12 protein-coding genes are annotated in these 15180 nt (G+C 59.5%); 3 read left to right on the top strand and 9 right to left on the bottom strand.

Features of this window, described 5'->3' with window-relative positions:
• Positions 1-52: 52 nt before the first annotated feature.
• The 8 genes from rseP to rpsB all read right to left on the bottom strand — a co-directional run bounded on the left by rseP (position 53) and on the right by rpsB (position 7505).
• Positions 53-1405: a sigma E protease regulator RseP gene (rseP, locus tag AC6CIA_RS05565; protein WP_498310997.1), complete on the bottom strand. Its 1353-nt coding sequence runs from the start codon at positions 1403-1405 to the stop codon at positions 53-55.
• A 35-nt stretch (positions 1406-1440) separates the two neighbouring features.
• Positions 1441-2631 carry a 1-deoxy-D-xylulose-5-phosphate reductoisomerase gene (gene ispC / locus AC6CIA_RS05560; protein WP_498310995.1) on the bottom strand — a complete coding sequence of 397 codons (1191 nt, stop codon included), beginning with the start codon at positions 2629-2631 and terminating at the stop codon, positions 1441-1443.
• A complete protein-coding gene (locus tag AC6CIA_RS05555) occupies positions 2628-3434 on the bottom strand; it encodes a phosphatidate cytidylyltransferase (protein WP_498310993.1) in 807 nt (268 codons plus the stop codon). The genes ispC and AC6CIA_RS05555 overlap by 4 nt, the downstream gene beginning before the upstream one ends.
• The gene (gene uppS, locus AC6CIA_RS05550; protein WP_339529027.1) at positions 3434-4189 is read right to left on the bottom strand and encodes a polyprenyl diphosphate synthase; all 756 of its coding nucleotides are present in this window, start codon (positions 4187-4189) and stop codon (positions 3434-3436) included. Before uppS ends, AC6CIA_RS05555 begins: the two co-directional genes overlap by 1 nt.
• A gap of 16 nt (positions 4190-4205) precedes the next feature.
• A complete protein-coding gene (gene frr, locus AC6CIA_RS05545; protein ID WP_498310991.1) occupies positions 4206-4763 on the bottom strand; it encodes a ribosome recycling factor in 558 nt (185 codons plus the stop codon).
• Positions 4760-5503, bottom strand: a complete 744-nt coding sequence (gene pyrH, locus AC6CIA_RS05540) for a UMP kinase (RefSeq protein ID WP_003172271.1) — start codon at positions 5501-5503, stop codon at positions 4760-4762. Before pyrH ends, frr begins: the two co-directional genes overlap by 4 nt.
• Before the next feature lie 209 nt (positions 5504-5712).
• Complete coding sequence (tsf, locus tag AC6CIA_RS05535; RefSeq protein WP_498310989.1) at positions 5713-6576, bottom strand: translation elongation factor Ts; 864 nt, start codon at positions 6574-6576, stop codon at positions 5713-5715.
• A 191-nt stretch (positions 6577-6767) separates the two neighbouring features.
• On the bottom strand, positions 6768-7505 hold the full coding sequence (rpsB, locus tag AC6CIA_RS05530) for a 30S ribosomal protein S2 (protein WP_003189158.1): 738 nt from the start codon (positions 7503-7505) through the stop codon (positions 6768-6770).
• Positions 7506-8580: 1075 nt separating this feature from the next.
• Here rpsB and map point away from each other — a divergent pair.
• The 3 genes from map (at position 8581) to dapC (ending at position 13435) form a co-directional block, all read left to right on the top strand.
• Positions 8581-9363, top strand: coding sequence for a type I methionyl aminopeptidase (map, locus tag AC6CIA_RS05525; RefSeq protein WP_498310987.1), 783 nt, complete (start codon positions 8581-8583; stop codon positions 9361-9363).
• A gap of 67 nt (positions 9364-9430) precedes the next feature.
• Positions 9431-12133, top strand: a complete 2703-nt coding sequence (locus AC6CIA_RS05520; protein WP_498310986.1) for a [protein-PII] uridylyltransferase — start codon at positions 9431-9433, stop codon at positions 12131-12133.
• A gap of 102 nt (positions 12134-12235) precedes the next feature.
• Positions 12236-13435 (top strand): succinyldiaminopimelate transaminase, encoded by a 1200-nt coding sequence (gene dapC, locus AC6CIA_RS05515; protein WP_498310984.1) that lies wholly within the window; start codon positions 12236-12238, stop codon positions 13433-13435.
• 12 nt (positions 13436-13447) lie between these two features.
• Here the strand turns inward: dapC and AC6CIA_RS05510 are convergent, their stop codons facing one another.
• Positions 13448-15091, bottom strand: a complete 1644-nt coding sequence (locus AC6CIA_RS05510; protein ID WP_498310982.1) for a Na+/H+ antiporter — start codon at positions 15089-15091, stop codon at positions 13448-13450.
• Positions 15092-15180: the final 89 nt, after the last annotated feature.

Here is a 15180-nt window from a genome sequence, read left to right as displayed (position 1 = left end):
GGCAATAAACAAACTGCCGCAAAATGCGGCAGATTCGCAATTCAGCGAAGCGTTACAGACGTCCCAGATCGTTGACCAGGGCTAACAACATGACCCCGACCACCAAACTGATACCGATCTGTATCCCCCAACCCTGCACCCGATCCGACAGGGGGCGACCACGCACCCACTCGACCAGATAAAACAACAGATGCCCCCCATCCAACACTGGAATGGGCAACAAATTCAGAACCCCAAGGCTAATACTCAGATAAGCCAGGAAATTCAGGAAATCAGCAACGCCCGACTGGGCAGAAGCGCCCGCCACTTTAGCAATGGTTATCGGTCCACTCAAGTTTTTTACCGAGAGCTCGCCGAACAACATTTTCTTCAGTGAATCGAGGGTCAGCAGACTCATGGTCCAAGTGCGTCGCGCGCCCTCGCCAATCGCAGCCAAAGGCCCGAAACTGACCTCGCGCACCATCGATGGCGGCCAATCGACACCTTTTACGCCAGCGCCCAGGTAGCCGCCGGCCGCCTTGGCCTCCCCGCGCACCGCCAGCGTCACCGGAACGTCGATTTGAGCACCGTCGCGCTCAACTTTCAGCACAATTTTGGTATCCGGACGTACACGAACCAGATCGACTACCTGCTGCCAGTCATTGAGCGACTGACCATCAAGCGCCAGCAACCGGTCGCCGGCTTTCAGTCCGGCGGCCTGCGCCGGCCCCTTCGGATCCAGCTCGGCCAGGACCGGCGGCAACGATGGACGCCATGGCCGGATACCCAGGGATTTGATCGGATCAGGCTCATCGGCGCCCTTGAGCCAATCATTCAAGGCCAGTTCCCGCGGGGTTTCGGCAGTGGAATCCTGCTCGCGCACCATCACGCTCACAGTACCGCTTTCACCCAGGCGGCGGACCAGCTGTAAATTGACCGCGCCCCAACCGGTGGTTGGCTCACCATCAATGGCAACAATTTCCTGCCCGGCTACCAGCCCGCCCTTGGCCGCAATACTGCCGGCCTCGACCGCACCGATAACTGGCCGCACCTGCTGGCTGCCGAGCATGGCCAGGACCCAGAAAAACACCATGGCCAGTAGAAAGTTGGCGATGGGCCCGGCGGCCACAATGGCGATACGCTGACGAACGGTCTTGCGGTTAAACGATTGCTCCAACTGATCAGCCGGCACTTCGCCTTCGCGCTCGTCGAGCATCTTGACGTAGCCACCCAGGGGAATGGCCGCAATCACGAACTCGGTGCCATGGCGGTCATGCCACCGCACCAGCGGCATGCCAAAACCGACGGAAAAACGCAGGACCTTGACGCCACAACGGCGTGCGACCCAAAAATGGCCGAATTCATGGAAAGTGACCAGCACACCCAGAGCAACCAGGGTGCCGACAATCATGTAGAGCGCACTCATCTAATTTCTCCGCATTCCAATCCAGTGCCTACAGGCTAACGTGCGTGGCGCTGCAACCATTGCTCAGCCAAGCCCCGGGCCTTTGCATCGGCCTCGAATACAGCACCTAAATCATTCACTGCGACCACCGGCTCGAGATTCAGGACGTCTTCGATGATACTCGCGATTTGCGGAAAACGAATCCGCCGTTCAAGAAACGCTGCCACCGCGACTTCATTGGCCGCGTTAAGCATCGCCGGCGCACTGCTGCCCACCTCGGCAGCTTCACGCGCCAGACGCAGGCACGGGAAACGCTGCTCGTCAGGTGCTTCGAAATCCAGGCGCGCAATGGCAAACAGATCCAGCGGCGCGACACCGGAGTCAATGCGCTCAGGCCATGCCAAGGCATTGGCAATCGGCGTGCGCATATCCGGATTGCCCAATTGGGCCAGGACCGAGCCGTCCACATAGTCGACAAGGGAATGAATCACACTCTGCGGATGAATCACCACCTCGACCTGTTCGGGTCGCGCATCAAACAACCAGCACGCCTCGATCAGCTCCAGGCCCTTGTTCATCATACTGGCCGAATCCACCGAAATCTTGCGCCCCATCGACCAGTTGGGATGGGCACAGGCCTGATCCGGAGAAACGTGCTCCAACTCGGCCAGCGGCGTTTGTCGGAACGGGCCACCCGAGGCGGTCAGCAAGATACGGCGCACACCCACCGCACTCAAGCCACGGGCAAAATCCCCCGGCATGCACTGGAAGATTGCATTGTGCTCGCTGTCCAGCGGCAACAACACCGCACCGCTTTTGCGTACCGCCTGCATAAAGAGCGTCCCGGACATGACCAGGGCTTCTTTGTTCGCCAACAGGATCTTCTTCCCGGCATCGACAGCCGCCAGGGTCGGACGCAAGCCTGCCGCACCGACAATGGCGGCAACCACCGTGTCGACAGCTGGATCGGCGGACACCTGACACAAGCCTTGTTCGCCCACCAGCACCTGGGTCGATAGCCCGGCAGCCCGCAGATCATCCTGCAGGCCTCGCGCCGCGACCGCATCCGGCACGACCGCAAACTGCGGCACATGACGCACACACAAGGCCAGCAATTCGCTCAAGCGACTGAAACCGGTCAACGCAAACACCTGGTAGCGCTCGGGATGACGGGCAATCACATCCAGCGTACTCAACCCGATCGAGCCGGTAGCGCCGAGCACAGTAACCTGTTGCAGCCGGCTCACGAAGCCGCCATCCACAACAATACGGCAAACACCGGGATCGCCGCCGTCAGGCTATCGATCCGGTCCAGCACGCCGCCATGCCCCGGCAGCAGATTACTGCTGTCCTTGATCCCGGCCTGACGCTTGAACATGCTTTCGGTCAAGTCCCCGACCACCGAGATCAGCACCACCACCGCGGCACCGATCAGCGCCACAAGCACCTGCTTGATGCTCCAGTCACGCACCAACCCCACGACAGCGGTAATCACCAGGGTCAGTGCCAGTCCGCCATACACCCCTTCCCAGCTCTTCCCGGGACTGACCGCAGGCGCCAGCTTGCGCTTGCCGAACGCTCGACCGGAAAAGTACGCACCGATATCCGCGCCCCAGACCAGTACCATCACCGCCATGATCAGCCAGTTGCCCAACGCCATATGCTTGATGTAAACCAGGCCTTGCCAGGCCGGCAACAGAATCAACAGACCAATCACCAGCTTGCAGGCAACGCTGGACCAATGACCACTGGTACGCGGATAGGTCAGCACCAGGAATGTCGCCAGCGCCCACCAGAGTACGGCGGCCCCCAACACCCAAGGCGCCACGTACGGCAGGATGTACATCAGAAACAGCAGCAGCGCCACGACAGCGGCATACACCACGCGAGGCAGCTGCGTAGTGAACCCGGCCAGCCGCGCCCATTCCCAGGCGCCCAGGCTCACGACCACACCGATGAACAGCGCGAAACCGGAACCTTCCAGCAGGAAAAAACCGCACAAGGCAATCGGCAGCAGGATCAGTGCCGTGATGATTCGTTGTTTAAGCATTAAACCCGGGCCCCAGCTTCGATCTGCTCGCTCGTTTTACCGAAGCGACGCTGACGGGAAGCAAAATCGGCCAGCGCGCTGCGCATGGCATCGTGTTTGAAGTCCGGCCAGAACAGGTCGGAAAAGTACAGTTCGGTATAGGCCAACTGCCACAACAGGAAGTTGCTGATGCGATGTTCGCCACCGGTACGGATGCACAAGTCCGGCAACGGCAGATCGCCGGTCACCAGGCAGGTTTGCAACAGTTCAGGCGTGATGTCTTCCGCTTGCAAGTGGCCGGCCTGTACTTCGCGAGCCAGCCGCTGCGCGGCCTGGGCAATATCCCACTGGCCGCCATAGTTGGCTGCGATTTGCAGTACAAAGCGATTGCTGCCGGCGGTGATCGCCTCGGCCTCACGCATGGCCGTTTGCAGCTCCGGACGGAACCGCGAGCGGTCGCCGATGATGCGCAGAGTGATGTTGTTGTCGTTCAGGCGCTTGGCCTCACGACGCAAGGCCTTGAAGAACAGATCCATCAAGGCACTGACTTCCTCGGCTGGCCGCTGCCAGTTTTCACTGGAGAAGGCAAACAAGGTCAATACTTCGACCTTGGCCTCGGCACACACCTCGATAACCGCCCTTACCGCATCGACACCCGCCTTATGCCCGGCAACACCCGGCATAAAGCGTTTTTTCGCCCAGCGATTATTCCCGTCCATGATGATCGCGACATGGCGCGGCACCGCGACGGGTACAGTCTGCTTGGTCTTTTCCATGAAAGCGCCCTGACCCTTATACGGCCATCAGGTCCTTTTCTTTATCTTCGGTAGCCTTGGTGATCTGGGCCTCGGAATCCTTGGTCAGCTTGTCGATATCGGCGACGGCGCGGCGCTCTTCGTCTTCGCTGATTTCCTTGTCCTTGACCAGTTTCTTCAGCTCGCCCAAGGCATCGCGACGAATGTTGCGCACTGCGACACGGGCGTCTTCGGCGGCACTGCGCGCCTGCTTGGTGAAGCCCTTGCGGGTTTCTTCGGTCAGGGCAGGCATGGAGATCAGCAACAACTCGCCGAGGTTAGTCGGGTTGAGGTTCAAGCCGGCGCTCTGGATCGCCTTGTCGACTGCCGCGAGCATGTTGCGCTCGAAAGCCACCACTTGCAGGGTGCGGGAATCCTTTACGGTAACGTTGGCAACACTGCTCAACGGAGTGTCCGCGCCGTAATACGGCACCATCACGCTGCCGAGGATGCTCGGGTGCGCCTTGCCGGTACGAATCTGGCCGAACGCGTGGCTCAGAGACTCCAGGGATTTTTGCATACGCGCTTGGGCGTCTTTCTTGATTTCATTGATCATTGCTGGCCTTCCTCGATCAGAGTCCCTTCCGCGCCGCCATGTACGATATTCAGCAAGGCGCCGGGCTTGTTCATGTTAAATACGCGTAGCGGCATCTTATGGTCGCGGCACAGGCAGATAGCCGTCAGGTCCATCACGCCCAGCTTGCGATCCAGCACTTCATCATAAGTCAGATGATCGAACTTCTCGGCATGCGGGTCTTTGAATGGATCGGCGGTGTATACACCATCCACCTTGGTGGCCTTGAGCACCACGTCCGCATCGATCTCGATCGCACGCAGGCAGGCTGCCGAGTCGGTGGTGAAGAACGGGTTGCCGGTGCCGGCGGCAAAGATCACCACCTCCTTGGCGTTCAGGTGGCGCATGGCTTTGCGACGATCATAGTGATCGGTCACGCCAACCATGGAGATGGCCGACATCACGATAGCCGAGATATTGGCACGCTCCAGGGCGTCGCGCATGGCCAGGGCGTTCATTACAGTGGCCAGCATGCCCATGTGGTCGCCGGTAACCCGATCCATGCCGGCCGCACTGAGTGCAGCACCGCGGAACAGGTTGCCGCCACCGATCACCAGCCCGACCTGGACGCCGATGCCCACCAGTTGGCCGACTTCCAGCGCCATGCGGTCGAGTACCTTGGGATCGATCCCGAACTCTTCCGAGCCCATCAGGGCCTCGCCGCTAAGCTTGAGTAGAATGCGTTTATAGCGAGCCTGATAACCACTGCCCTGCTGAGCCATTGCGAATCTCTCCTGCGGCGTATTTTTAAAAATTCTTGGCGAGCCGTTTACGGCTTGCGTTCACTCTAGCTGGACGCTGCTACAGCGCCATCGGAACACGACTTTGTAAGCCAGTTCCGAAGGGAAACCAAATAAATTGGTCATCCCATTTGAAAAGAGGCTGCGCGCGTAAGCGGGCAGCCTCTTTCGGGCGACAGTTGAAAACTGTCTTATTGCTTGGCGGCAGCCAGCTGGGCAGCAACTTCTTCAGCGAAGTTGTCGACCGGCTTCTCGATGCCTTCGCCTACTTTGAAGTAGGTGAAGGAAACGATTTCAGCACCGGCTTTCTTGGCCAGTTCGCCGACCTTGACCTCAGGGTTCTTGACGAACGCCTGCTCAACCAGGCTCGCTTCAGCCAGGAACTTGCTGATACGGCCCTTGATCATGTTTTCAACGATGTTTTCCGGCTTGCCGGCGATCTTGTCGGCGTTGAGGCTCAGGAACACGGCTTTCTCGCGTTCGATTGCATCAGCGGAGACTTCCGATGGCAGCAGGAATTCAGGGTTGCTGGCCGCCACGTGCATAGCGATGTCCTTGGCCAGTTCAACGTTGCCGCCTTTCAGAACAACGGCAACACCGATCTTGTTGCCGTGCAGGTAACCACCAACCACGTCACCTTCAACACGTACCAGGCGACGGATGTTGACGTTTTCGCCAACCTTGCCGACCAGTACCAGGCGATCAGCTTCTTGAGCTTCGATCAGCGGAGCAACGTCAGTCAGTTTGTCGGCGAACGCTTTTTCAACGCTTGCAGCAACAAATGCCTTGAAGTCGTCCTGCAGGGCCAGGAAGTCGGTCTGCGAGTTCACTTCCAGCAGAACAGCGGACTTACCGTCTTCTTTCAGGGCGATAGCGCCTTCAGCGGCCACGTTGCCGGCTTTCTTGGCAGCCTTGATGGCGCCCGAAGCACGCATGTCATCAATGGCTTTTTCGATGTCGCCGCCGGCCTTGGTCAAGGCCTTTTTGCAATCCATCATGCCTTCGCCAGTACGCTCACGCAGTTCTTTGACCAACGCTGCAGTAATCTCTGCCATTTCAAAATCCTCTTGGATAGGTTTTCAACCATTCCACCCGAGCAAACGGGCGATCAATTCTTCCCGAATCACCCTTGTAGGCCGCTGCACGTTACAGATGATGGTGCCGCACAGCCAACAAATGGTTTTCGAGGTGGCAAAAAGGGGGCCAAGCCCCCTTTTTGCTTACTGAGTCAACGCCAGGGCGTCAATTACTCAGCTGCGGCTACCGGAGCTTCTTCAACGAACTGCTCGGTACCACCAGCAACGTGGTTGCGGCCACGGATAACAGCGTCAGCCATCGAACCCATGTACAACTGGATGGCGCGGATTGCGTCATCGTTGCCTGGGATGATGTAGTCAACGCCTTCCGGGCTGCTGTTGGTATCGACTACGCCGATAACCGGGATGCCCAGCTTGTTGGCTTCGGTGATCGCGATGCGCTCGTGATCAACGTCGATAACGAACAGTGCGTCTGGCAGACCGCCCATGTCCTTGATACCACCCAGGGAGCGGTCCAGCTTCTCAAGATCGCGGGAGCGCATCAGCGCTTCTTTCTTGGTCAGCTTGGCGAAAGTACCGTCTTCGGCTTGCACTTCAAGGTCACGCAGACGCTTGATGGAAGCACGGATGGTCTTGAAGTTGGTGAGCATGCCGCCCAACCAGCGGTGATCGACGTACGGCGAGCCGCAACGTGCTGCTTCTTCAGCAACGATCTTGCCAGCGGAACGCTTGGTGCCGACGAACAGAATCTTGTTTTTGCCCTGGGCCAGACGCTCTACGAAAGTCAGTGCTTCGTTGAACATTGGCAGGGTTTTTTCAAGGTTGATAATGTGAATCTTGTTACGCGCGCCGAAAATGTACTTACCCATTTTCGGGTTCCAGTAACGGGTCTGGTGACCGAAGTGCACACCGGCCTTCAGCATATCGCGCATGTTGACTTGGGACATGATAGTTCCTTGATAAGTCGGGTTTGGCCTCCACGTATCCCAATGACCAACCAGCGGCTTCAAAGCCTCCGGCACCCAGGTCATCGTGTCGACACGTGTGTGGATTTAAGCTTTGCGGGGCATCCCCGGAAAGCGGCGCATTTTATACCACAAGAAGCACGAAAACGAAACACGCAATCGCATCTGCTCGCCCGCACTGTCACCCAAGCTGTTGAATCCGGTAAAAATACCCGCACCTTACAGACCCGAGCAGATCGGGCTGCCGTGGCGAGCGGGCTTGCCCCGCGTAGGACTGCGAAGCAGTCCCAGCAAGCCGAATGCGGTGCATCAGATACTTCGTAGCGGCTGGTTTTGGGGCTGCGAAGCAGCCCAGCGCGGGGCAAGCCCGCTCGCTACAGGGGAATTCGTCAGTTTCTGAAAGTCGTATAGATACCTATTTTATAGCGCTTATAGACCCGAGGCATCTAAACAATTTTGCCTCAACGCTTAAATCCAAGCAGATCGGGCTGCTGTGGCGAGCGGGCTTGCCCCGCGTTGGACTGCGAAGCAGTCCCAGCAAGCCGAATGCGGTGCATCAGATACTTCGTAGCGACTGGTTTTGGGGCTGCGAAGCAGCCCAGCGCGGGGCAAGCCCGCTCGCTACAGGGAATTCGTAGTTTCTGAGAGTTGTATAGATACCTATTTTATAGCGCTTATAGACCCGAGGTATCTAAACAATTTTGCCTCAACGCTTAAATCCAAGCAGATCGGGCTGCTGTGGCGAGCGGGCTTGCCCCGCGTTGGACTGCGAAGCAGTCCCAGCAAGCCGAATGCGGTGTATCAGATACTTCGTAGCGGCTGGTTTTGGGGCTGCGAAGCAGCCCAGCGCGGGGCAAGCCCGCTCGCCACAGGGAAACTCGTCAGTTTCTGAGAGTTGTGTAGAGCTTATAGATAGAAGCGATCGCCAGACGCTCATGGTTTGCCCGCCGCGTCTGTTAGAATCGCGTTTTTTTGGGGCGCGTGCACATTTTGCATCTTTTTGTTGCTCGCCCGTAAACCGTATTGATTTCAGCGCGTCGCGCTAGAGAGAGCCTGTATGACCGTTACCCTTAAAACCGCCGAAGACATCGCCGGCATGCGCGTTGCCGGCAAACTGGCCGCCGAAGTGCTGGAAATGATTGCCGGGCACGTCAAGCCAGGCGTCACGACTGAAGAACTGGACCGCATCTGCCACGATTATATCGTCAACGTGCAAGAGGCTATCCCTGCCCCGTTGAATTACAAGGGCTTCCCCAAGTCGATCTGCACCTCGATCAACCACGTGGTGTGCCACGGCATTCCGGGTGACAAACCGCTGAAGGACGGCGACACCCTGAACATCGACGTCACCGTCATCAAGGACGGCTACCACGGCGACACCAGCCGCATGTTCCACGTCGGTACGGTTCCGGTCTGGGCCGAGCGTCTGTCCCAGGTGACCCAGGAATGCATGTACAAGGCTATTGAATTGGTCAAGCCCGGCTGCCGCCTTGGTGACATTGGCGAAGTCATCCAGAAGCACGCCGAAAAGAACGGTTTTTCGGTGGTCCGCGAGTTCTGCGGCCATGGCATCGGCAAAGTATTCCACGAAGAACCGCAGATCCTGCACTACGGTCGCGCGGGCACCGGCATGGAACTCAAGGCCGGCATGACGTTCACCATCGAGCCGATGATCAATCAGGGCAAGGCCGATACCAAGGTGCTGGGCGACGGCTGGACCGCCATCACCAAGGATCGCAAGCTCTCCGCGCAGTGGGAACACACCCTGCTGGTCACCGAGACCGGCTACGAGATCTTCACCCTGCGCGCCGACGACACGATTCCCCGCGTTTCGGCCTGATGCTTGCAACGCGCTTTCCAGATAGCCCTGTTGTGACCTCCAGATAGATAGAAAGGAAAGCCGATCGATGCCCCAGGTGGATCCCGAACTCTTCGACCGCGGCCAGTTCCAGGCCGAACTCGCACTGAAGGCCAGCCCCATCGCTGCCTTCAAGAAGGCCATCCGCCAGGCCCGCGAAGTGCTGGATGCACGCTTTCGCAGCGGCCGGGACATTCGGCGACTGATTGAGGACCGCGCCTGGTTCGTCGATAACATCCTGCAAAAGGCCTGGGAACAGTTCACCTGGTGCGAAGACGCCGATATTGCCCTGGTGGCGGTCGGCGGCTACGGCCGGGGCGAACTGCATCCCTACTCCGACATTGACCTGCTGATCCTGCTGGACAGCGCTGATCATGAAATATTTCGCGATTCCATAGAGCGTTTTCTGACGCTGTTGTGGGATATCGGCCTGGAAGTTGGCCAGAGCGTGCGCTCGGTGGATGAATGCGCCGAAGAAGCCCGCGCGGACCTGACGGTGGTCACCAACCTGATGGAAAGCCGCACCATCTGCGGTCCGGAACGCTTGCGCCAACGCATGCTGGAAGTCACCAGCACCGCGCATATGTGGCCGAGCAAGGATTTCTTCCTGGCCAAGCGCGCCGAACAGAAAGCGCGGCACCACAAGTACAACGACACGGAATACAACCTTGAGCCCAACGTCAAAGGTTCGCCGGGCGGGCTGCGGGATATCCAGACCATCCTGTGGGTTGCGCGGCGCCAATATGGCACGCTGAATCTGCGCGCCCTCGCGGGTGAAGGGTTCCTGGTGGAAAGCGAAAACGCGTTGCTCGCTTCCTCCCAGGAATTTTTGTGGAAGGTGCGCTACGCCCTGCACATGCTGGCCGGTCGCTCCGAGGATCGTTTGCTGTTCGATCACCAGCGCTCCATCGCCGTCCTCCTCGGGTTCGAGGGCGAAGACGCGAAGACCAGCATTGAAAGCTTCATGCAGCAGTATTACCGGGTAGTGATGAGCATCGCCCAGCTCAGCGACCTGATCATCCAGCACTTCGAAGAAGTGATCCTGGCCCCGGAAGACGAAGCACCGCCACACCCCATCAACGCGCGTTTCCAACTGCACGACGGCTATATCGAGGCGCGCCACGATAACGTGTTCACCCGCACCCCCTTCGCCATGCTGGAAATCTTCGTGCTGATGGCCCAGCAACCGGAAATCAAGGGCGTGCGGGCCGATACTATTCGCTTGTTGCGGGAAAACCGTCACCTGATTGACAACGAGTTTCGCACCGACCTCCGCAACACCAGCCTGTTTATCGAGCTGTTCAAGTGCAAGATCGGCATCCATCGCAACCTGCGTCGCATGAACCGCTACGGCATCCTTGGACGCTACCTGCCGGAGTTCGGCTTTATCGTCGGGCAAATGCAGCACGACCTGTTCCATATCTACACGGTCGACGCCCACACCCTGAACCTGATCAAACACTTGCGCAAAGTGCAGTACACCCAGGTATCAGAGAAATTCCCGCTGGCAAGCAAGCTGATGGCCAAGCTGCCCAAGCCCGAGTTGATCTACCTTGCCGGGCTGTACCACGACATCGGCAAGGGTCGACATGGCGATCATTCGGAAATCGGTGCGGTGGACGCCGAAGCGTTCTGCCAGCGTCATCAGTTGCCACTCTGGGACAGCCGCCTGATCGTCTGGCTGGTGCAAAACCACCTGGTGATGTCCACCACGGCCCAGCGCAAGGACTTGTCCGACCCGCAAGTGATCCATGACTTCGCGCAGATCGTGGAAAACGAAACCCGCCTCGATTACCTGTACGTGCTGACGGTATCCGACATCAACGCCACCAACCCGACGCTGTGGAACTCCTGGCGCGCCAGCTTGTTGCGCCAACTCTACACCGAGACCAAGCGCGCGCTGCGTCGCGGCCTGGAGAATCCGGTCGACCGCGAAGAGCAGATCCGGCGCACCCAAAGCGCGGCGCTGGATATCCTGGTACGCGGCGGCAACGACCCGGACGATGTCGAGCAGCTCTGGTCGCAACTGGGCGATGACTACTTCCTGCGCCACACCGCAGGCGACGTGGCCTGGCACACCGATGCGATCCTCCAGCAACCGGCCGATGGCGGCCCGCTGGTGCTGATCAAGGAAACCACCCAGCGTGAATTCGAGGGCGGTACGCAAATCTTCATCTACGCCCCGGACCAACATGACTTTTTCGCGGTCACCGTGGCGGCAATGGACCAGCTCAACCTGAACATTCACGACGCCCGCGTCATTACCTCCAGCAGCCAGTTCACCCTGGATACCTATATCGTGCTGGACACCGAAGGCGAATCCATCGGTGACAACCCGGAACGGGTGAAAAAGATCCGTGAAGGCCTCACCGAAGCCCTGCGCAACCCTGACGACTACCCGACCATCATCCAGCGCCGGGTACCGCGCCAGCTCAAGCACTTTGCCTTCGCGCCCCAGGTCACCATTCACAACGATGCCCAGCGTCCGGTCACGGTGCTGGAACTCAGCGCACCGGATCGTCCAGGCCTGTTGGCGCGAATCGGCACGATCTTCCTGGAGTTCGACCTGTCGCTGCAGAACGCCAAAATTGCAACCCTCGGCGAGCGCGTCGAAGACGTGTTTTTCATTACCGATGCAGACAACCAGCCGCTTTCCGACCCTGAGTTATGCCGCCGCCTGCAGGATGAAATCGTCCAGCAACTAAGCGTGAACCAGGAGCCCGTGGGCGGTTCAATGCGACTGTCCATATGAACCTATAGCCTCCCTTGTGGGAGCAGGCTTGCTTGCTCCCACATTAAGTTCTGCTGCGCCCGGCAGACTGCATGCTTACAACCGAATTGAACGAGACTTGCGATGAACAACGCCCTGAACCAGCTGCAGCCCTACCCGTTCGAGAAATTGCGCGCCTTGCTGGGCAGCGTCACACCCAACCCCGACAAGCGGCCGATTGCGCTGTCCATTGGCGAACCCAAGCACAAGTCTCCGGACTTTGTCGCCCAGGCCCTGGCCGAGAATCTGCAGCAGATGGCGGTGTACCCGACCACGCTGGGCATTCCCGCCCTGCGCGAGGCCATTGGCCATTGGTGCGAACGGCGTTTCAACGTGCCCCAAGGCTGGCTGGACCCGGCGCGGCATATCCTGCCGGTCAACGGCACCCGTGAAGCGCTGTTTGCCTTCACCCAGACCGTGGTCAACCGGGGCGATGATGCGCTGGTGATCAGCCCGAACCCGTTCTACCAGATCTACGAAGGCGCAGCGTTTCTCGCCGGGGCCACGCCGCACTACCTGCCCTGCCTGGACGAAAACGGCTTCAACCCGGATTTCGCTGCCGTCTCGCCGGACATCTGGAAACGCTGCCAGATTCTGTTCCTGTGCTCCCCGGGCAACCCGACCGGCGCGCTGATTCCCGTCGACACCTTGAAAACACTGATCGCCCTGGCCGACGAACATGACTTCGTGATCGCTGCCGACGAGTGCTACAGCGAGCTGTACTTCGACGAACAGACCCCGCCGCCGGGTTTGCTCAGCGCCTGTGTCGAACTGGGTCGCGAGGATTTCAAGCGTTGCGTGGTGTTCCACAGCCTGTCCAAACGCTCCAACCTGCCAGGCCTGCGCTCCGGTTTCGTGGCCGGTGATGCCGAGATTCTCAAGGCGTTCCTGCTGTATCGCACCTACCACGGTTGCGCGATGCCGGTTCAAACCCAACTGGCAAGTATCGCCGCCTGGCAAGACGAGGCACACGTACGGGCCAACCGTGATCTGTACCGGGAAAAGTTCGACGCCGTGCTGGCGATACTCAAACCGGTGCTGGACGTGCAAAACCCCGACGGCGGCTTCTATCTGTGGCCGAACATAAAAGGTGACGACGCCGCGTTCTGCCGCGAGCTGTTCGCGCAAGAACACGTGACCGTGGTACCCGGCTCGTACCTGTCGCGGGAAGTCGATGGCTTCAATCCCGGCGCCGGCCGCGTGCGCCTGGCACTGGTTGCGCCGCTGGCCGAATGTGTGGAAGCGGCCGAGCGGATTCGCGACTTCATCCAGCGTCGCGGGTAAGTGCGTCAGGGGTCACTTCAAGTGACCCAGATTCGCCTCACTCATATCCAGGTCCGCCAACACCTCACGCAATACGTCATCGCCGATCTGGTGCTGACGGCTGAGGCGGTACAGTTCAAGACGCTGCGCGCGCAGGGCCTTGAGGCGTAACTTGCGCTCCAGTTGATCCATCTGCAATGCCAACGCCTGCGCTTCGGCGGAATCATTGAACACCTCCAGTTGATGGCGATATTCAGCCATGAGCCGCGCCTTGAGTTCCGTCGCCAACGCGGCCTGCGCGGCCTCCTGGGGCGCGACATCCGCCGGATCCTCAGTCTCGAGGGCATGAATCGCCGCTTCGGCGGTTTTCCTCCAGGCATCGCGCACTTCAGCATGGCGCTTGTCGTCCGGACTTTTTTCGATCCCGCGCAGCAGCAGCGGCAAGGCGATACAGGCGGCCACCAGAGATAACAGAATCACCCCGGCGGCGATGAAAATCAGCAGGTCCCGCTCCGGGAACGCTACGCCGGGCGCCAGCAGCAACGGCACCGACATCACACCCGCCAGGGTCACCGCCCCGCGCACGCCGCCCACGGTCAACAACCAGCAGGAGCGCGCCGTCGGCACCAGGGTCAGCTGGCTTTTCCCGCGCAGGCGCCGCAACAGGCCAGACAGGCGCCAGATGCTTTGCACCCAGATAAAACGCAGGACCAACAACACCAGGAAGATCGCGACCACCTCCAGGCAGCGGTAAAACAAGGAGGGCCACAACGTCACTTCATGACTGGTCACAGCCTTGACGATGTCCGGCAGTTGCAAGCCGAGCAGCAAGAAAATCAGGCCATTAAAGGCAAATTCCAGCAATGACCAGACACTGCGATTAAGCAAGCGCGTGCTGGTCTGGCGCGGCAGCAGGTCCAGCCAGCTTTGCATCATCCCCGCCGCCACCGCGGACAAAATGCCCGAAGCGCCCAGCCGTTCGGCCAGTACATAAGCGGCGAAAGGCAGCAGCAACATGAACACCACGTGGGTCGCCGGGTCATCCCAGCCCCGGGCGATCATCCACGCCCGCAGGCGCCCCACCAACCAGCTCAACCCCACGCCGACGGCCAAACCGCCGACCGCCACCAGCACAAAGGTGAGACTGGCATCGGCCAGGGAAAACACCCCGGTCAATGCCGCCGCGAGGGCGAACTTGAAGGTCACCAGACCCGAGGCATCATTCATCAAGGCTTCGCCCTGGAGCATATGCATCAAGGGTGTGGGCAAGCGGTTCTGGGAAATCGCCGACACCGCCACCGCATCCGTCGGCGACAACACAGCCGCCAGGGCGAACGCCACCGGCAACGGAATACTCGGCAGCAACCAGTGAATGAAATAACCGGCCCCCACCACGGTGAACAACACCAGCCCCACCGCCAAGGTCAGGATCGGCCCGCGCAAGCGCCAGAAAGCGCGCTTGGGCATGCGCCAACCGTCCGAGAACAGCAACGGCGGCAGAAACAGAAACAGAAACAATTCAGGGTCCAGCGCCACATGCAGCCCCAGAGTAGGCCAGGCCAGCAAGGCGCCGGCGGCAATCTGCAGCAACGGCAGCGGCAACGGAATAACACGCCCGACCAGGCGCGACATGCTGACCAGCATCAGCAGGATAAGAACGGTGTAGGCGGTTTGCATAACGCAGGATTCCCGGACAATCGACTTGCAACGACACACATCAGGCAACAATTCGCCGTCGTAGTGCCATATTAGCCGCCTATGCTGCT

The organism is Pseudomonas sp. GQ91, assembly GCF_059758795.1.
This window is presented reverse-complemented; position numbering and strand designations above follow the sequence as displayed.

Bases quoted from the DNA above. Each gene is read 5' to 3' on its own strand.
- rseP (WP_498310997.1), bottom strand. From the start codon at position 1,405: ATGAGTGCGCTCTACATGATTGTCGGCACCCTGGTTGCTCTGGGTGTG.
- AC6CIA_RS05555 (WP_498310993.1), bottom strand. From the start codon at position 3,434: ATGCTTAAACAACGAATCATCACGGCACTGATCCTGCTGCCGATTGCC.
- uppS (WP_339529027.1), bottom strand. From the start codon at position 4,189: ATGGAAAAGACCAAGCAGACTGTACCCGTCGCGGTGCCGCGCCATGTC.
- frr (WP_498310991.1), bottom strand. From the start codon at position 4,763: ATGATCAATGAAATCAAGAAAGACGCCCAAGCGCGTATGCAAAAATCC.
- pyrH (WP_003172271.1), bottom strand. From the start codon at position 5,503: ATGGCTCAGCAGGGCAGTGGTTATCAGGCTCGCTATAAACGCATTCTA.
- tsf (WP_498310989.1), bottom strand. From the start codon at position 6,576: ATGGCAGAGATTACTGCAGCGTTGGTCAAAGAACTGCGTGAGCGTACT.
- rpsB (WP_003189158.1), bottom strand. From the start codon at position 7,505: ATGTCCCAAGTCAACATGCGCGATATGCTGAAGGCCGGTGTGCACTTC.
- map (WP_498310987.1), top strand. From the start codon at position 8,581: ATGACCGTTACCCTTAAAACCGCCGAAGACATCGCCGGCATGCGCGTT.
- AC6CIA_RS05520 (WP_498310986.1), top strand. From the start codon at position 9,431: ATGCCCCAGGTGGATCCCGAACTCTTCGACCGCGGCCAGTTCCAGGCC.
- dapC (WP_498310984.1), top strand. From the start codon at position 12,236: ATGAACAACGCCCTGAACCAGCTGCAGCCCTACCCGTTCGAGAAATTG.
- AC6CIA_RS05510 (WP_498310982.1), bottom strand. From the start codon at position 15,091: ATGCAAACCGCCTACACCGTTCTTATCCTGCTGATGCTGGTCAGCATG.